A 17,464-nucleotide genomic window follows, 5' to 3' on the forward strand; every position below is an offset into this window, starting at 1 on the left:
AGATCCGCGCCAAAAAACTGGGTACGTCGTACGCGCAATCGGGTACGGTGTACCCGGTTTCTGGAAGGGGGACCCATGAAGGACGACGGGTACGCGGTGCGGGCCGAGGGGCTGGAGAAGCGCTACGGCGAGAAGCGCGCCCTGGACGGCTTCGACCTCGCCGTGCGGGCGGGCACGGTGCACGGACTGCTGGGACCGAACGGCGCGGGCAAGACCACCGCCGTGCGGATCCTGTCGACGCTGATCCGGCTCGACGGCGGGCGGGCGACCGTGGCCGGGCTGGACGTGGAGCGGCAGGCCCGCGAGGTGCGGGCGCGGATCGGGCTCACCGGGCAGTACGCGGCGGTGGACGAGGTGCTCACCGGGCGGCAGAACCTGGAGATGTTCGGCAGGCTGTTCCACCTCGGCGGACGGCGCGCCAAGGCGCGCGCGGCGGAGCTGCTGGAGCAGTTCGACCTGACCGACGCCGCCGACAAGGGGGTCGGCGACTACAGCGGCGGCATGAGGCGCCGGCTGGACCTGGCGGCGTCGATGATCCTGACGCCGGCCGTGCTGTTCCTGGACGAGCCGACGACGGGGCTCGACCCGCGCAGCCGGGGCGAAGTGTGGGACTCGGTGCGGGCGTTGGTGGCGGGCGGCACGACCGTGCTGCTGACCACCCAGTATCTGGAGGAGGCCGACCGGCTGGCCTCCCGCATCACCGTCATCGACCGGGGCCGGTCCATCGCCGACGACACCCCGGACGGGCTGAAGAACCGCGTCGGCGGCGACCGCGTCGAGGTCGTCGTGGCCGAACGGTCCGACATCCCGCGCGTGGTGAAGGTCGTCGCGCGGGTCTCCGACGGCGAACCCGAGTCGGACGAAACCGAGTTGCGGGTGCACGCGCCCGTGACCGACCGGGTGACCGCGCTGACGGACGTCGCGCGCACCCTCCAGGACGAGGGCGTACGGGTCGAGGACATCGGGCTGCGCAGGCCCAGCCTCGACGACGTGTTCCTGCGCCTGACCGGACACCGCACGGAGACGACGGAGAAGGAGGCGGCCGCATGAGCGCGCTCGACCTGACCGGACCGGCCGGGCACGGCCGCGTGTACTGGGCGCTCGCGGACTGCTGGAACGTCGTCCGCCGGGGCCTCACCCACTACCGGCGCCAACCGGTCAACATCGCCTGGCAGCTCGGCTTTCCGATCCTCTCCGTGCTGCTGTACGGCTACGTCTTCGGCAGCGCGATGCGGGTGCCGGGCGGCGGGGACTACAAGGACTTCCTGATGCCGGGCATGTTCGTGATGACCATGGCCTTCGGCTTCATCAACACCGCGACGGTCGTGGTGTACGACTCCACCAAGGGCGTCATCGACCGCTTCCGCTCGATGCCGATGGCGTCGTCGGCGGTGGTGGCCGGGCGCGGGGTGACCGATCTGATCGTCGCGTGCGCGGAGCTGGCCATCCTGATGTTGACGGCCCTCGTCATGGGCTGGCGCCCGGACGGCGGCTGGGGATTCCTCGCCGCGTTCGGACTGCTGCTGTGGCTGCGGTTCGCGCTGATCTGGCTGGGTGTCTGGCTGGGACTCCTCGTCCCCAACCCGGAGGCGGCGGGCGGCCTCTTCGCGCTGGCCTTCCCCCTGACGATGATCTCCAGCATCTTCGTCGCCCCCCAGCTCATGCCCGACTGGCTCGGCTGGGTGGCCGCCTGGAACCCGATCTCCTCCACGGCGGCGGCGACCCGCGAACTCTTCGGCACCCCGGTCGGCGGCGGCGACTCGTGGGTCGAACAGCACGCGCTGCTGATGGCGGGCGTCTGGCCGGTGATCCTCACGGCGGTCTTCCTGCCGCTGGCGGTACGGAGGTTCCGGCGTCTGAGCAGGTGAGACGTGAAGGGGCGCCTGGTGGGAACCACCGGGCGCCCCTTCCGCGTAAGCCGGGCTACAGCTGCTCGATCACGTAGTCGACGCACTTCGTCAGGGCCTCGACGTCCGACGGGTCGATCGCCGGGAACATCGCGACGCGGAGCTGGTTGCGGCCCAGCTTGCGGTACGGCTCGGTGTCGACGATGCCGTTGGCGCGCAGCACCTTGGCGACGGCGGCCGCGTCCACCTCGTCGGAGAAGTCGATCGTGCCGATGACGGCCGACCGCTTCGCCGGGTCCGTGACGAACGGGTTGGCGTACTTGATGTCCTCCGCCCAGCCGTACAGCGTGCGCGCGGAGGTCGCGGTGCGGCGGACCGCCCAGTCCAGGCCGCCCTGGCCGTTGATCCACTCCAGCTGCTGGTTCAGCAGGAACAGCGTCGACAGCGCCGGGGTGTTGTACGTCTGGTTCTTGCGGGAGTTGTCGATCGCCGTCGGCAGGGAGAAGAACTCCGGGACGTGCCGGCCGCTCGCGTGGATCCGCTCGGCGCGCTCGATCGCGGCCGGGGAGAACACGCCGATCCACAGGCCGCCCTCGGAGGCGAAGGACTTCTGCGGGGCGAAGTAGTAGACGTCCGTCTCGGCGATGTCGACCGGGAGGCCGCCCGCGCCGGAGGTGGCGTCCACCAGGACCAGGGCGCCCTCGTCGGCGCCGGCGACGCGCTTGATCGGCATGGCGACGCCGGTGGAGGTCTCGTTGTGCGTGAGGGCGTACACGTCCACGCCCGCCTCGGCGACCGCCTCCGGGTGCGTGCCCGGGTCGGCGGAAACGACGTCGGGGTCGGCCAGCCACGGGGCGAGCTTGGCGGCCTTGGCGAACTTGGAGCTGAACTCGCCGAAGCTGAGGTGCTGCGACTTGTTCTCGATCAGGCCGTGGGTCGCGATGTCCCAGAACGCGGTGGACCCGCCGTTGCCGAGGATCACCTCGTAGCCGTCGGGGAGCTGGAACAGCTCGCGGACGCCCTCGCGCACCTGGCCGACCAGGTTCTTCACCGGGGCCTGGCGGTGGGAGGTGCCCAGCAGGGACGTGCCGGTCGCGGCCAGCGCGTCCAGCGCTTCCGTCCGCACCTTGGAGGGACCCGCACCGAAACGACCGTCGGCGGGCTTGATGTCAGCAGGAATCCGGATCTCAGCCACGACCGGAGCCTAGCGGCTGGGGGAAACACGGGCGCAACATCGTCCGTCCGCTGAGACGCGCCGCTGAGACGCGTCACCGGTACGGGTGGCGGGCGGTCCGGGGGGAGGGCCGTCCGCCACCCGCGTCACTCACCCGCCGAGCGTCACCGGCAGCTCGTACAGGTCGTTCTGGGTCACCACCGGCTTGTTGCGCAGCTCACCCGCCGGCACCGCCAGGTCCAGCTTCGGGAAGCGGGCGTACAGGGCCGGGAGGGCGACGCCCGCCTCCAGGCGGGACAGCGCCGCGCCGGGGCAGACGTGCGGGCCGTGCCCGAAGGAGATGTGCCGGTTCGCGCTCTCCCGGGTGATGTCGAAGTCGCCCGCCGTCGGCCCGTGCGCCCGCTCGTCCCGCCCGATCGCCGCGTACGACACGATCAGCGCGTCCCCGGCGGGCAGCACCTTGTCCCCGACGGGCACGTCCTCGGTGGCGAACCGGATCAGCACGTGCGAGGTCGGCGTGGACCAGCGCAGCGTCTCCTCGACCACCGCCGACCAGTCCGTCTTCCCGGACAGCACCAGCTCGCGCTGGTCCGGGTGGGTGGAGAGGTTGACCACCGCGTTGACGATGAGGGAGATCGTGGTCTCGTGCCCGGCCGCCACCATCAGCTGGAGCGTCGCGACGATCTCCTCGTCGGTGAGCCGGTCCCCGTTCTCCGACGCCTGGATCAGCGCCGACGTCAGGTCGTCGCCCGGGTTCTCCCGCTTGGACGCCACCGTCTCGGTCATGATCCCGGCCAGCTCGGTGAGCGTCGCGAGGACCTCCTCCGGCGGCGTCTGCGTGGAGAAGAACTTCTCGAACAGCTCCTTCAGCCGCGGCAGCCGCTCCTCCGCCAGCCCCATCAGGTCGGCGATCACGTACATCGGCAGCGGGTAGGCGAACACCGCCTTCAGGTCGACGCTGTCACCGGGCTGCGCCGCCACCTGGTCCAGCAGGGACTCCGTCAGCTCCGTGATCCGCTCCCGCATCCGCTCCACCCGTCTCGGGGTGAGCGCCTGGGCGACCAGCGTGCGCAGTCTGCGGTGGTCGGCGCCGTCCACGGTGAGCATGGAGCGCGGCGGGTTCGCCAGCCCGATCAGCGGCCAGTCCGGGGCTATCTCCCCGCGCTGCCAGGCGCCCCAGACGTTGATGTCCTTCACCAGCCGCGGGTCGGTCAGCAGCTTCTTCGCCTCGGCGTGGTGGGTCACCGCCCACACGGGCACGTCACCCGGCAGGGTCACGGCGGCCAGCGGCCCCGCGGCGCGCAGTGCGGCGCTCTCCGCGTCCAGGTCGGAGACGAACGGGTCGAGGGGGATGCGGGTCTGTTCCGTGTCGGTCGCGGTGAGGTCCGTACCAGCCGTCATGCGAGCGAGCCTCCAAGGGCGGGAGTGGGTGTGAAGGTGACCGGCAGCTCGGACAGACCGCGCAGCCAGGGCGACGGGCGGCGGGTCAGGGAGGAGGCAGGCGCGGCCAGGTCGATGTCCGGCAGCCGGTCCAGGACCACCTCGATGCCGGTCCGGGCGATCACCTCGGCGATCTCCTGCGCCGGGAACGGGCAGCGGTGCTCCCCGTGACCGAAGGAGAAGTGCGCGCTGTTGCCGCCGGTGAGCGAGCCGTCCGTGCGTACCTGCGGGTCCGAGTTGGCGCCCTGGAGGCCCAGCAGCACCATGTCGCCGGCCCGGATGCGGCGGCCGCCGAGCTGCGTGTCGCGCGACGTCCACCGCGCGGCCACGTTCTGCGTCGGCGTGTCCTCCCACAGCACCTCGTTCATCGCCTCGGCGATGCTGTTGCGGCCGCCGAACAGCGAGGCCGCGAACCGGGAGTCGGTGAGCATCAGGTGCAGCGAGTTGCCGATCCAGTCGGCGGTCGGCTGGTGCCCGGCCGCCATCATCACCATCAGGTCCTGGACGATCTCCTCGTCCGTGAAGCCCGAGGTGTCGGCGAGCATCCGGGAGGCCACGTCCTGGGCGGGCTCCTTGCGCCGCTCGGCCACCAGCTCCGTCATCGACGTGAACAGGTGCGTCTGCCCGGCGAGCGCCCGCTCCCGCCCGTCGATCATGTCGTTGAGCGCGGTGACCAGCGCGGGACCCTTGTCGTCGGGGAACCCGTACAGCCGGGCCAGCACCCGCACCGGCAGCAGCATCGCGAACTCGCCGATGATGTCCGCGGAGCCGCGCGGGCAGATGGCGTCGATCAGCTCGTCCGCGAACCGCTCGGAGTGGCCGCGCAGTTCGGTCGGGTCGACCGCCTCCAGCGCGTTCCCCAGCATCGCGGCCCGCTCCCGGTGCCGCTCGCCGACGGTGTAGAGGATGGACGGCTGACGGCGTCCGATCATCGGCAGCAACGGCCAGTCGTCGGGGATGTTCTCCCACTGGTTCCACAGCTCGGAGTCGCGGCTGAACAGCACCGGGTCGCCGGTGACCTGGTGCAGCTCGCGGTAGCCGAGGACCAGCCAGGCGGGGGCGTCGCCGTCGAGCACGACCGGCACCACACTGCCGTGCTCACGGCGCAGCTCGCGGTAGACGCGGGCCGGGTCGTCCTGCAGCAGGGGGCCGCTGAACGGGACGGCGTCGGGGACGGAGGCGGGACTCACACCAGCTCCTGACGGGGGGCTCGGGCCTGGTCGGCGTACAGCTCCTTGATGTGCTCCACCAGCGTGATCAGCACGATCTTGCTGGACTCACGGGACCGCGCGTCGCAGTTCACCAGCGGGACGTGCGGGTCCAGGTCGAGCGCCTCACGGATCTGCTGCGGGGTGAACGTGGGCCCGCCGAAGTCGTTGCAGGCCACGATGAACGGCGTGCCGTGCCGCTCCAGCCGGTCGATGGCGTACCAGGAGTCGTCGATGCGCCGGGTGTCGACCAGCACGACCGCGCCGAGCGTGCCGGAGAACAGCCGGTCCCACAGGAACCAGAACCGCTCCTGCCCCGGCGCGCCGAACAGGTACAGCACGTTGCGCTCGTCCAGCGTGATGCGGCCGAAGTCGAAGGCGACGGTGGTCGCGGTCTTGCCGCTCACCCCGCTGAGGTCGTCGACGCCCTCGCCGGCCTGGGTCATCGTCTCCTCGGTGTTGAGGGGACGGATCTCGCTGACGGAGCGGACCATCGTCGTCTTGCCGGCGCCGAAGCCGCCCACGACCACGATCTTCAGGCCGTTGTCGGCCGACGCGCCCAGCGGGGTGCGCGTCTCGGACGCCACGGGCGTCTCAGAGGTTGCGGAGTCCAACGAGCACCTGCTCCAGGATGTCGGGGTCGGGTACGGCGGCCTTGCGGGGGTGACGGGCGCTGACCCGGCCCGCCGCGAGGAGGTCGGACAGCAGGATCCGGGTGATGCTCACCGGCAGCCTCAGCTCGGCCGCGATCTCCACGACCGCCGTGGGCCGTTCGGTGAGGCGCAGGATCGCCGCGTGCTCCGACTGCATGCCGGGCACCGGGTCGCACTCGGCGACGACCAGGGTCACCAGGTCGAAGGGGTTGTCGGGCCCGGACCGGCTGCGCCCCCCGGTGAGGGTGTACAGCCGGTCGGGCGCGTCGTCCCTGCCGGGCCGGCTCATGAGCTGCGCGGCTGCGCGGTCAGGTGCTCGCCGAGCTGCTCCACCAGCTCGCTCATGTTGTGCCCGACGAGCCCGGCGTCCGCGTCCTCGGTGGTGACGACGGCCAGGTGCGCGCCCTCGCCTGCCTCCACGATGAACAGCACACCGCCGTAGAACTCGGTCATCGCCGAGCGCACCCCGCCGGTGCCGTCGCCGAACTCGACGGACGCGCCGTGCGACAGCGACTGGATGCCGGCGGCGATGGCGGCGAGCTGGTCGGCCTGGTCGTTGGACAGCTCGGTCGTGCGGCACAGTTTCAGGCCGTCACGGGACAGCACGAGCGCGTGCCGCGCGCCCGGCGTGCGCTCCAACAGGCCCTCGATGAGCCAGGTGAGCTTCTCGTCCGCTGTGGTCGTGCCGGTCATGAGGTGGTGTCGCCTTCCGAAGTCACGGGGGTGGGCTGAGCTGTGGTCTCGGGGTCGGGGGTGGTGTCGCGGGCCGGGGTGAGGCCCGCGTCCGGGTCGGCCGTGTCGTCCGGGGTCGGAGTCCGTACGGCCTGGCGGAAGCTGCTGAAGCGCGCGGTGCGGGCGCGGGTCTCCTCGGCCGTGGGCGCGGGCCGGGACTCCGCGGCGCGGCCGGCTCCGCCCGCCCGGCGCTCCGCCTCGGCGAGGGTGCGGCCGCGGCGCCGGCGGGGCAGCACCAGGGGCGGGGCGCCGTCGTCCCCGGACGCGGACGCGTGGGCCGGCACCGGGTCGGCGTCCACGTCACCGCCGGAACGGGCGGCGGCGTAGGAGGGGGCGGGGAGGACGGCGGCGCGGGCGGGGGAGGCCGGGCGCTCCGTCTCCGGGGAGGCGGAGGAGGCGGTGGTGTCGCCGGTGGCGCCGTGGCGGGGCTCGGGTTCGGCGTCCCCGCGGGTCACGGAGCGGCGCTGGGGGAGGACCAGGGGCGCGGCATCGACGGCCGGTGCCTTGTCCTCGGCGGCCGGCGCCTCGTCCTCAACGGCGGACGACGTCCCGTCCTGCGCGGCGGTCGGCGTCCGGTCCTGCGAGGCGGACGGCGCCTCGTCCTCGGCGGCCGACGGCCGGCCGTCCTTCGTGACAGACCGCTCGGTGCCTCGGGCGCCGGAGGAGGCTTCCGGGGCGGAGGGCTCGGCGTCCGTCGGGGCGGACGGCCCCGCGCTGTTCGTGCCGGACGGCATCGCGGCCTTCGCGGCCTTCCCGGCGGACGACACCACGGCGCTCGCGGCGGACGCCTCCCGCTCCTTCTCGTCCGCGGCCTTCACCGTCGCAGTCAGGGTGCGGGCGGACGTCCCGTTCGCCGCCGGGGCCGTGACCGGCCGCAGGGGCGTCGCGTCCCCCGGTACGAGGATGTCCTGCGGCAGCAGCACCAGCACGCCCGTGCCGCCGCGCGCGGAGGGCCGGTACGACACCCGCAGCCCGTACCGCCGGGCCAGCCGGCCGACGACCGCGAGACCCAGCCGGGTGCCGGTGAGACCGCCCAGCTCGGTGGACTCGCCGGAGACGGCCCGCTCGGCGCGCCGCAACTGCGCCTCGCCCATCACCAGACCGCTGTCCTCGACCGACACGATGACACCGGCCGGGACCTCCTCCACGTAGACGTGGACCTCGGCGGTCGGGGGCGAGAAGTTCGCCGCGTTGTCGAGGAGTTCGGCGAGCGCGTGCATCACGCCCTCGGCGGCGTGCCCGGCGACGGAGGTGTCGCTGGCGGAGTGGACGCGGACCCGCTGGTAGCCGGCGATGCGGCCCATCGCGCCGCGCAGGATCGACTCCATCGCGATGGGGCGGGCCCAGCGGCGGCCGGAGCGGGCGCCGGTGAGGACGGCGACGGAGTCGGCGAGGCGGCCCGCCTGGGCGGTGCGGTGGTCGAGGTGGAGCAGGTCGGCGAGGACCTCCTCGTCGTGGTGCTTCTCCTCCATCGCGCGCAGGTCGGCGAGCATGCCGGTGGCCAGGGCCTGCATCCGTCCGGCCGCGTTGGCGGTGGCGGCCAGGGCGGCCGCGCGGGCGCCCTCGGCCTCCCGCAGCCGGGTGGTGAGCCGCGCGTTCTCCCCGGCCAGGCGGATCCGCTCGCGCGCCAGGCGGTCGCGCTCCTCCTCCAGCCGCTCCCGTTCCTCCGTGTGCTCACCGGTCAGCTTGGTGAGTTCGTCCGTGTGCTGGGCGGTGAGCCGGTCCAGTTCGGCGGTGTGCCGTTCGGCGGACCGGGCCAGCTCCGCCGTGTGCGCGTCGTCGACCCGGGTGCGCTCCTCGGCCCGCTCGTTCGCCAGCCGGGCCAGCTCGGCCGCGTGCTGTTCGGTGAGCCGGTCGCGCTCGTCGGCCAGCGCCTCGGCGAGATGGGCCCGCTCCTGATCCAGCTCGGCGGACAACCGGGCCCGTTCACGGGTGAGTTCGCCGGTGAGCAGTTCGTGCCGGCGGCGGGCGTCCTCGGTCAGCCGGGACCGCTCCTGGAGGAGCCGGCCGACGTCCTGGGTGACGGCCTCCAGCCGCTCCCGGGCGGCGCGCGCCGTCAGACGGGCGTACGCGGCGGCCGTGACGGCGGCGCACAGCAGCACGGACGCGACCACGCCCGTCACCAGGACCGCGCCGGTCGCGGCGTCCGGGACCAGGACGACGGAGGCCGCGACGGCGACCGCGCAGAACGCGGCGGTGAGCACGGGGGCGGGCAGCAGGCTGCGGGGGGTGGGGCGGTCGCCGGGGAGCAGGGGGGAGGTCATCAATCAGGTCCTCGGTCGGGTCCTCGGTCGGGTCCGCGGGCGTGCGCCGTCGTGGCTGCGCGGCCCTCGGGCGGTTCGATGGGACGCCGGACCTGATGCAGGGGTCGCTTCGCTGAAGAGGTCCGACAACTGCGCGCAACTCGCGGTCACTATATGGGAGTTCGTGATCGAGTTGGGAAGATTCTGCTTCCGTTCTTGGTTAAACAGTCGTGGCCGCCCGTCCTGGCACGGTCCCGCCGAAGGTGTGCCGCCGCCCGCGCCGCGCCCCCGCGGAGGCATCCTGAGGGCATGACGGATCAGCGGGAACTGGCGGCGGCGCTGCGCGGGGCGGTACGCGGCGAGGTGGACCTCGGCGTCACCGCGCGGGCGCTGACCACGATGGACGCCTCCAACTACCGCCGGATTCCGCTCGGCGTGGTCGCGCCCCGGGACGCCGACGACGTCGCGGCGGCGCTCGCGGTGTGCCGGGAGCACGGGGTGCCCGTGGTGCCGCGCGGCGGCGGCACGTCGATCGCGGGACAGGCGACCGGCACCGGCATCGTGCTCGACTTCACACGCCACATGAACCGTCTGCTGTCCCTCGATCCGGAGGCGGGCACCGCCGTCGTGCAGCCGGGCCTGGTCCTCGACCGGCTCCAGGAGGCCGCCGCCCCGCACGGCCTCCGGTTCGGCCCCGACCCGTCCACCCACGGCCGTTGCACCCTCGGCGGGATGATCGGCAACAACTCCTGCGGCTCCCACTCGGTCGCCTGGGGCACCACCGCCGACAACGTGCGCACCCTGTCGGTGATCACCGCGCGCGGTGAACGGCTGCGCCCCGGACCCGGCTGGGCGGGCGCCCCGGAGGGCCTCCGCGCGCTGGTGGAGGCGGAGTTGGCGCGTCTGCGCACGGGCTTCCCCGACCTGCCGCGCCGTATCTCCGGATACGCGGTCGACGCGCTGCTCCCCGAGAACCGCGCCGACGTCGCCCGCTCCCTCTGCGGCTCGGAAGGCACCCTCGCCGTGCTCACCGAGGCGGAGCTGACCCTCGTACGGGCGCCCCGCGCACGGGCGCTCGCCGTGCTGGCGTACGCCGACGAGAGCGGGGCCGCGCAGGCGGCGGCGGGGCTGCTGCCGTACGGGCCGCTGACGGTGGAGGGCATGGCGGCCGACCTGGTGCCGTCCGCCGCCGACCTGCCGCGTGGAGGGGCGTGGCTGTTCGTCGAGGCCGGCGGGGACACCGAGGCGGAGGCCCGCGCGGCAGCCGAGGCGATCGTGCGGGCGGCGGACGTCGTGGACGCGCTGGTGGTCACCGACCCGGCCCGGCAGCGCACGCTGTGGCGCATCCGGGAGGACGCCAGCGGCACGGCGACTCGCATGCCCGACGGCAGTGAGGCGTGGCCCGGCTGGGAGGACTGCGCGGTGCCGCCCGCCCGGCTCGGCGACTATCTGCGGGACTTCCGGGCGCTGCTCGCCGAGCACGGTCTGCGCGGTACCCCGTACGGGCACTTCGGGGACGGCTGCATCCACGTCCGCATCGACTTCGACCTGCTGACCGGGCCGGGCGTGGCCCGCTTCCGGCGCTTCTCGGAGGAGCTGGCGGACCTGGTCGTCGCCCACGGCGGCTCCCTCTCCGGCGAACACGGCGACGGGCAGGCGCGCGCGGAGCTGCTGCCGCGCATGTACGGCGCGGAGACGGTCGCCCTCTTCGAGCGGGTGAAGGGCGCGTGGGACCCGGAGGGCCTGCTCAACCCCGGCATGCTGGTCCGCCCGGCGCCCCTCGACGCGGACCTCCGCTTCACCGCCCTCCCCCGCGAACCCGTCGACGTCGCCTTCGGCTACCCCGCCGACGCCGGTGACTTCTCGGCCGCCGTGCGGCGCTGCGTGGGCGTCGCCAAGTGCCGTACGACGTCCGTGTCGGGGTCCGCCGTGATGTGCCCGTCGTTCCGCGCCACGGGGGAGGAGGAGCACTCCACGCGGGGGCGCGCCCGGCTGCTGCACGAGATGCTCGCGGGCGAGGTGGTGACGGACGGCTGGCGCTCCACGGAGGTGCGGGACGCGCTCGACCTGTGCCTCTCCTGCAAGGGGTGCAGGTCCGACTGCCCGGTGGGCGTCGACATGGCCACGTACAAGGCGGAGTTCCTGCACCACCACTACGCGGGCCGCCGCCGTCCCGCCGCGCACTACGCGATGGGGTGGCTGCCGGTGTGGCTGTCCTGGGCGGCCCGGACCCGGACGGCGGGCGTGGTGAACGCGCTCGCGTCGGTGCGGCCGCTGGCACGGCCGGCGAAGCGGGTGGGCGGGATCGCGGGGGAGCGGGAGATCCCGCGTCTGGCGACGGAGCCCTTCACCCGCTGGTGGAGGCGGAGGCCTGTCGCGGGTGAAGGCCCGCTGGTGGTGCTGTGGCCGGACACCTTCACCGAGCATCTGTCGCCGTCGGTGGGGCGGGCGGCGGTACGGGTGCTGGAGGCGGCGGGGATGCGGGTGGTGCTGCCACCGACGCTGCGGCTGCCGTCGGCCGCCCGGCTGGGCGACGCCCGGTCACGCTCCCCGCTGTCCCTGCTCACGGCCCGCAGGGGCCGGGTCTGCTGCGGGCTGACGTACATCTCCACGGGCCAGCTGGACCGCGCCCGTACGGTGCTCCGCCGCACGCTGGACCTGCTGGAGCCCGTCCTCGCGACGGACGCGCCGCTGGTGGTGCTTGAGCCGAGCTGTGCGGCCGCGTTGCGCACGGACGCGCCGGAGCTGCTCCACGACGACCCGCGTGCGGCGCGGCTCGCGTCCCGTGTGCTGACGTTCGCGGAGGCTCTGGAACAGCACGCCCCCGACTGGACCCCGCCCGCCGTGAACCGCCCGGTCACCGGCCAGACCCACTGCCACCAGCACGCGGTCCTGGGCGACGGCCCCGACCGCAGACTCCGGGAGGCGGCGGGTCTGACGGGTGAACTGGCCGGCGGCTGCTGCGGACTGGCAGGCAACTTCGGCTTCGAGAAGGGCCACTACGACGTCTCGCGCGCCTGCGCGGAGGAGCAGTTGCTCCCTGCCGTACGGGAGGCGCCGGAGGCCGCGGTGGTCCAGGCGGACGGCTACTCCTGCCGGACACAGCTGGAGCAGCTGGGAGGAGTACGGGGCCGCCACCTCGCGGAGATCCTGGCGGAGGCGCTGGACGCGCCGGAGGCGCCGGAGGCGTGAGGGGGTTCCTCAGTCGAGGCAGAACTCGTTCCCCTCGATGTCCTGCATGACGATGCACGAGTCGGTGCCGTCGTAGAGCAGCCGCTGCCGGGTGGCGCCGAGGGGGATCAGCCGGGCGCACTCGGCCTCCAGCGCGGCCAGCCGCTCCTCACCGGTCATCCCGGTGCCGACGCGGACGTCGAGGTGGACGCGGTTCTTGACGGTCTTGCCCTCGGGCACCCGCTGGAAGAACAGCCGCGGGCCGGCGCCGGTGGGGTCGCTCGCCGAACACCAGGCGCCGTCCCCGTCGGGGAACCGCTCCCGGTTGAAGTCGTCCCAGGAGCCGTACCCCTCGGGCGGCACGACGGTGTACCCCAACACCTCGCACCAGAACCGGGCCAGCCGCTCGGGTTCGGCGCAGTCGAAGGTGATCTGAACCTGCCTGATCGTTGCCATCGCGGCACCCTAACAAGGCGACGGACAGCAGGCCGTGACTATTCGAGCCGGGCGGACCCCCAGGCGGCCTGACCCGAGTAGGAGCCGTTCCTCGACCCGCTGACGAACTTGGCCACGAGGCGGAGCTGGATGCCGCCCGTGACGTTCTCCTCGATGTGGGCGGACTCCGTGACGGTGGCCCGATGGGTCTCACCGAGCTTCCGGTCGTCGAGGTACACCTCGAAGTCGACCACGACGTCGGAGCGCGAGTCGCTGTCGGGGCCGACGTCCGCGGTGAAGGTCGTCCAGTCCGCGTTGAGCGCGTACACCACGTAGACGCTGTTGAGGCTGCTGCTCGGTCCGATGTCCTTCCAGATGGACGAGGTGTACGTGGTCCCCGCGATCTCGGTGGTGCCCTTGCGGACGTCCTTCTCGATGGGGTGCACGTCGCTCAGGAACAGGGTGCGCGGCCCCTGCTCGGGCCTCTCGCCGTTCCCCGACGGGGCTTCCGCGGCGTCCTCGGGGGCGTCTTCGGCGGACTCCGCGTCGGGGAACGGCTCGGCGGTGTCCGCCTCGTCCGTGGAGGACGGGCCGGGAGACTCGGAGAAGTCGGCGGAGTCGGCCGAGGGGTCCTCGCCCGCACCGTCGCTTCCGGCGGCCTCGTCCGACAGCCCGTTGCTGTCGTTCCCCTTCCCGCAGACGGCCCTGTCCTTGCAGTTGTTGGTCTCCTTGCTGCATCCGGAGGCGCCGGACGCCAGGAGCAGGAGGGCCGCGAACACGGCGGCCGCCGTCCCCCGCCTCACTGCTTCACGGCGGGCTCGCCGACGCCCACCTGGTTGTTGTCGTTGTCCTCGCCGCAGATGGCTCGGCCGTGGCAGGAGTTGGTAGGGGCCGGGTCGGTCTGGTGCAGAGCCACATAGGCACCGAGGGCCGCGAGGGCCACGGCCGTGACCGCGCCGATAGCTTTGATCCAGATGGCCGTTCGCTGTGGCCCGTTCATCGTGCGTGCCATGTGGTGCTCCATAGGCGTGAGTGGCGGGCCCTCATGGTGGCGGCGGTCGTGTTCGGGCGTGGTGTCCGAATGCGTCAACGAGGATGTCGCCGCGTTGTCGGCTCCGGGCGACGAGCCAGTTGGCCCCGGAAACCGGACCTGGCGGTTCCAGCCGCGCCTGCTCCCTTCGGCGTGGCCCGTCTACGGCAGATGAGCGGTGCCCGTCACGGCGTCCCGACGAGCGTTGTCGTCCGACGCGCCGCCCCGCGTCGGTGAGGCGTCCGGTCGCGGCGTACGCACACGCAGGTCACGGGCGTGATCGTCGGCGTTGACCCGCCGTGTCCGGGTGGGCAGAATCGGCGGGTTCGGGGTGATCGGGTGGGGCAGTGGGGGACGGGTTGATGTTCGACCGACGTAGGAATCAGCTGAACGCGATCGCTTTCAACACCTCGGCTCCGACCGACGTGTTGCTGCGGCTGCTGCATCAGGAGGCCGCCGGTGCGTGAGGGGCCTTCATGGCGCGCCCGTTGCCGGACGAGGTGGTCGACGCGATCGTCGTGGATCCGGAGCGGCGTCTCCGTTCCACGTTCGCGGAGAGTTTCGCGGTCTCCGGGGAGCAGCGTGGACGGCTGGTCGACGATCCCCATTTCCGCGTCCGACAGGTACTCGCCAACGCGCCGAACCCTTTCCGTTCGGGCGCTCCGTCGCTTCCGCTCCCCGTGCAGCGGCGGCTGCTCGACGACCCCGAGCCGATCGTGCGGAGGGACGCGGCCTTCTACGGCAACTTCGACGATCGGCTGATCGCCGGGCTCTGCGACCACGAGGACGCGTTCATGCGGGGGGCCTCCTGTGGCTCCTGGTCCCTGCTGTCCGAGAGTGACCGTGAGCGTCTGCTGCACGACCCGGACGACGACGTCCGGCAGCGGGCCAGGATCGCGGCCTGCGGTGCCGACGCCTTCTGGACCGGCGTGCTTCTCGAGAGCGGGCTGGACGCCAGTTCCCGGCGGGACGTCATCCGGTACGGAGCCATGACCGCCGCGCTCGCCGAACAGGTAGCGGCCGGCGTCGACGCGTCGGACCGGCAAGCGCTGGCGCTCAACACCCGCGCTCCCCTCGACGTCGTACGGAAGCTCGCGGATGACCCTGAGCACAGCGTCCGTCTGGCCGTGTCGGTCCGCCCGGAGTTCACGGAGGCCGAGCGGGCCGTCATCGATTACACCGTCGGCCCGTCCGACCGGCTGGACCCCGTCGAGTGGGTGCGCACCTGCGAGGACGCCGACGTCCTGCGCGACTGCGCGCGGTCGTCCCACACCTGGCTCCGGCGCAGTGCCGCCTGCGCCGAGCACCTGCCCGCCGACGCCGTCGAGCTGCTGTCGCACGACGACGACTACGCCGTACGGCTGCTGCTGTGCGAGAGACAGCCGACCGTCGACGGGGAGGTGGTGCTGGAGACCTACCTGAAGTGCCAGGTGATCACCGCGAGCCTGCTGCTGTCCCACCCGAACTTCCCGAAGGCCGGCCACGCGGAGCGCTTCGCCGACGACCCGGACCCGGTCAAGCGGGCCCTTGCGGTGTTGGATCCGGACGTCGGCGCGGACGTTCTGGCCCGCCTGCTGGCCGACGACGAGAGCACGGTGAGCAGTGCGGCGGCCGGGCACCCCGCCCTGCCGCCCGACCTGCTGCTGCGGGCGTGCGACGAACCGGCGACCGAGACCTCGGCCCTCCGCAACCCGTCTCTCCAGGCGAACGTCATGCACGAGCGCCTCGACGCCCTCGGCGTCCCCCGCTGAGCACCGACGGGTCTCAGGGTGACGTCTCGCCCCTCACCAAGGGGTGGCACACCGGCTGGACGCCCTCGGGCAGGGCGTCCGGCTCGCACCAGCGGGCCTCCAGGATCTCGAGGGGGTCCAGGCGCATCTCGCCGCCCAGCAGACGGGCCTCGAAGGCCACCTCCATGCGGGTGCGCAGGCCGCTGTTCAGCATGACCAGGCGGCCGACCTCCACGTCGAGGCCGGTCTCCTCCTTGACCTCGCGCACCACGGTCTGCCGGAAGTCCTCACCCTTGCGCGCGAAGCCGCTCGGCAGGCCCCACTGGCGGCCGGGCGGCCACATCCGGTGCTTCAGCAGCAGCACCCGTCCCTCGTCGTCGCGCACCACGCCCGTCACGCCGACCACGAATTTGGCGTGCAGCAGCCACACGATGCGGCTCTGCAGCGGGCGCAGGAGCCGCCAGACACGGACCAGGAGTCGTCGCACGGAACCTCAGTCGAAAGGGGGGAGCGGACGGGGGGTCACCAGGGGGAACCGTACCGGGTAGGACGTCCGCACCGTGGACGGAGTTGACCCGGACGGGACGCGGGTCGCATCGTCAGGCATATAAACGCTTCACGGTGCTGACGTAGTTCAATACGCTGGACCCGTGAGTACATCGAGGTGCACACTCGATGCAGTCGCGCATCACCTCGCACCGCTCGCGTCTCCTACGTCCCTGGAAGGCACCGTGACCACCCCCAGCGCCGCCACCTCGTCCACCGCTTCCGGGCAGGCCCACGGTCCCGCCCCCGCGCAGGCCGGCGCCCCGGGCGGTCGCCGCGGCTCCCTCGGGCCGGTCGGGCTGGTGCTGGCGGGCGGCATCTCCGTGCAGTTCGGCGGGGCGCTCGCGGTGACGCTGATGCCGCGCGCCGGGGCGCTCGGGGTGGTGACCCTGCGGCTGCTGGTCGCGGCGGTGGTGCTGATGGTGGTGTGCCGGCCGCGGCTGCGCGGTCACTCGCGGACCGACTGGGGCACCGTGATCGTCTTCGGCGTCGCCATGGCCGCGATGAACGGCCTCTTCTACCAGTCCGTCGCCCGCATCCCGCTCGGCCCGGCGGTCACCCTGGAGGTGCTGGGCCCGCTCACCCTCTCCGTGCTGGCCTCCCGGCGCGCGGTCAACCTCGTGTGGGCCGCGCTGGCCCTTGCCGGCGTGTTCCTCCTCGGCGGCGGAGGCTTCAGCGGCCTCGACCCGCTGGGCGTCGCGTTCGCCCTGGCCGCAGGCGCCATGTGGGCGGCGTACATCGTCTTCAGCGCGCGGACCGGACGCCGTTTCCCGCAGGCCGACGGGCTCGCGCTCGCCATGGCGGTGGCGGCGGTGCTGTTCCTGCCGCTGGGGGTGCTGGAGTCCGGTACGAAGCTGCTGGACCCGACGACGTTCGCGCTGGGCGCGGCGGTCGCGGTGCTGTCGTCCGTCCTGCCGTACACCCTCGAACTCCTCGCGCTGCGACGCCTGCCCGCGTCGACGTTCGCGATCCTGATGAGCCTGGAACCGGCCCTCGCGGCCACCGCAGGCTTCCTCGTCCTCGACCAGGCCCTCGCCGCGACGGAGGCCGCCGCCATCGCGCTGGTCATCGGGGCGAGCATGGGGGCGGTGCGGACGCAGGTGGGGCGGGGGAAGGTGAAGAAGGCCGCAAGCGTCTCCTGACGATCGCCGCCCGTGTTGAGCCGCGGCGACACAGGAGTCGCTCCCGTCTCTCCCAGCACCCGGGGTCCTCCGTTGAACGGCCCCTGGGGCCGGTGTGGCGTTGCCCGTCGCGC

At 73.0% G+C, this 17,464-nt stretch carries 16 protein-coding genes; 5 read left to right on the top strand and 11 right to left on the bottom strand.

Annotation, left to right across the window (positions count from 1 at the left end; all coding sequences use genetic code 11):
• Positions 1-75 precede the first annotated feature (75 nt).
• Both ACQZOG_RS02400 and ACQZOG_RS02405 read left to right on the top strand, forming a co-directional pair.
• Positions 76-1,050, top strand: coding sequence for a daunorubicin resistance protein DrrA family ABC transporter ATP-binding protein (locus ACQZOG_RS02400; protein ID WP_033276499.1), 975 nt, complete (start codon positions 76-78; stop codon positions 1,048-1,050).
• On the top strand, positions 1,047-1,868 hold the full coding sequence (locus ACQZOG_RS02405) for an ABC transporter permease (protein ID WP_058916590.1): 822 nt from the start codon (positions 1,047-1,049) through the stop codon (positions 1,866-1,868). The genes ACQZOG_RS02400 and ACQZOG_RS02405 overlap by 4 nt, the downstream gene beginning before the upstream one ends.
• A gap of 55 nt (positions 1,869-1,923) precedes the next feature.
• Here ACQZOG_RS02405 and serC read toward each other — a convergent pair whose 3' ends face one another.
• From serC to ACQZOG_RS02440, 7 genes are all read right to left on the bottom strand, one after another.
• A complete protein-coding gene (gene serC / locus ACQZOG_RS02410) occupies positions 1,924-3,042 on the bottom strand; it encodes a phosphoserine transaminase (RefSeq protein ID WP_033276501.1) in 1,119 nt (372 codons plus the stop codon).
• A 129-nt stretch (positions 3,043-3,171) separates the two neighbouring features.
• On the bottom strand, positions 3,172-4,422 hold the full coding sequence (locus tag ACQZOG_RS02415; RefSeq protein ID WP_033276502.1) for a cytochrome P450 family protein: 1,251 nt from the start codon (positions 4,420-4,422) through the stop codon (positions 3,172-3,174).
• The gene (locus ACQZOG_RS02420; protein WP_037640228.1) at positions 4,419-5,651 is read right to left on the bottom strand and encodes a cytochrome P450; all 1,233 of its coding nucleotides are present in this window, start codon (positions 5,649-5,651) and stop codon (positions 4,419-4,421) included. Before ACQZOG_RS02420 ends, ACQZOG_RS02415 begins: the two co-directional genes overlap by 4 nt.
• Complete coding sequence (locus tag ACQZOG_RS02425) at positions 5,648-6,283, bottom strand: GTP-binding protein (protein ID WP_033276504.1); 636 nt, start codon at positions 6,281-6,283, stop codon at positions 5,648-5,650. The genes ACQZOG_RS02420 and ACQZOG_RS02425 overlap by 4 nt, the downstream gene beginning before the upstream one ends.
• Positions 6,264-6,611, bottom strand: a complete 348-nt coding sequence (locus ACQZOG_RS02430; RefSeq protein WP_033276505.1) for a DUF742 domain-containing protein — start codon at positions 6,609-6,611, stop codon at positions 6,264-6,266. Before ACQZOG_RS02430 ends, ACQZOG_RS02425 begins: the two co-directional genes overlap by 20 nt.
• Positions 6,608-7,015 (bottom strand): roadblock/LC7 domain-containing protein, encoded by a 408-nt coding sequence (locus ACQZOG_RS02435; RefSeq protein WP_033276506.1) that lies wholly within the window; start codon positions 7,013-7,015, stop codon positions 6,608-6,610. Before ACQZOG_RS02435 ends, ACQZOG_RS02430 begins: the two co-directional genes overlap by 4 nt.
• On the bottom strand, positions 7,012-9,318 hold the full coding sequence (locus ACQZOG_RS02440; protein ID WP_430741229.1) for an ATP-binding protein: 2,307 nt from the start codon (positions 9,316-9,318) through the stop codon (positions 7,012-7,014). Before ACQZOG_RS02440 ends, ACQZOG_RS02435 begins: the two co-directional genes overlap by 4 nt.
• A 288-nt stretch (positions 9,319-9,606) precedes the next feature.
• Between ACQZOG_RS02440 and ACQZOG_RS02445 the strand changes: the two genes are divergently transcribed.
• Positions 9,607-12,489, top strand: a complete 2,883-nt coding sequence (locus ACQZOG_RS02445; RefSeq protein WP_430741230.1) for an FAD-binding and (Fe-S)-binding domain-containing protein — start codon at positions 9,607-9,609, stop codon at positions 12,487-12,489.
• Positions 12,490-12,498: 9 nt separating this feature from the next.
• Here ACQZOG_RS02445 and ACQZOG_RS02450 read toward each other — a convergent pair whose 3' ends face one another.
• From ACQZOG_RS02450 to ACQZOG_RS02460, 3 genes are read right to left on the bottom strand one after another with little or no spacing between them, the layout of a single operon-like run.
• Positions 12,499-12,924: a VOC family protein gene (locus tag ACQZOG_RS02450; protein ID WP_037640218.1), complete on the bottom strand. Its 426-nt coding sequence runs from the start codon at positions 12,922-12,924 to the stop codon at positions 12,499-12,501.
• A gap of 38 nt (positions 12,925-12,962) precedes the next feature.
• Positions 12,963-13,682: an NPCBM/NEW2 domain-containing protein gene (locus ACQZOG_RS02455; protein ID WP_037640216.1), complete on the bottom strand. Its 720-nt coding sequence runs from the start codon at positions 13,680-13,682 to the stop codon at positions 12,963-12,965.
• Positions 13,683-13,702: 20 nt separating this feature from the next.
• Entirely contained in the window at positions 13,703-13,915 is a 213-nt protein-coding gene (locus tag ACQZOG_RS02460) for a hypothetical protein (RefSeq protein WP_158698206.1), read from the bottom strand.
• Between the two features lie 494 nt (positions 13,916-14,409).
• On the opposite strand from ACQZOG_RS02460, the gene ACQZOG_RS02465 reads away from it, so the two are divergent.
• Positions 14,410-15,684, top strand: a complete 1,275-nt coding sequence (locus ACQZOG_RS02465) for a hypothetical protein (protein ID WP_430741231.1) — start codon at positions 14,410-14,412, stop codon at positions 15,682-15,684.
• 13 nt (positions 15,685-15,697) lie between these two features.
• Here ACQZOG_RS02465 and ACQZOG_RS02470 read toward each other — a convergent pair whose 3' ends face one another.
• The gene (locus tag ACQZOG_RS02470; RefSeq protein ID WP_037640212.1) at positions 15,698-16,150 is read right to left on the bottom strand and encodes an NUDIX hydrolase; all 453 of its coding nucleotides are present in this window, start codon (positions 16,148-16,150) and stop codon (positions 15,698-15,700) included.
• Positions 16,151-16,394: 244 nt separating this feature from the next.
• On the opposite strand from ACQZOG_RS02470, the gene ACQZOG_RS02475 reads away from it, so the two are divergent.
• Positions 16,395-17,351, top strand: coding sequence for an EamA family transporter (locus ACQZOG_RS02475; protein ID WP_351036026.1), 957 nt, complete (start codon positions 16,395-16,397; stop codon positions 17,349-17,351).
• Positions 17,352-17,464 lie beyond the last annotated feature (113 nt).

Source organism: Streptomyces sp. P13-3-3 (assembly GCF_050571355.1).
Lineage (GTDB): Bacteria > Actinomycetota > Actinomycetes > Streptomycetales > Streptomycetaceae > Streptomyces > Streptomyces althioticus.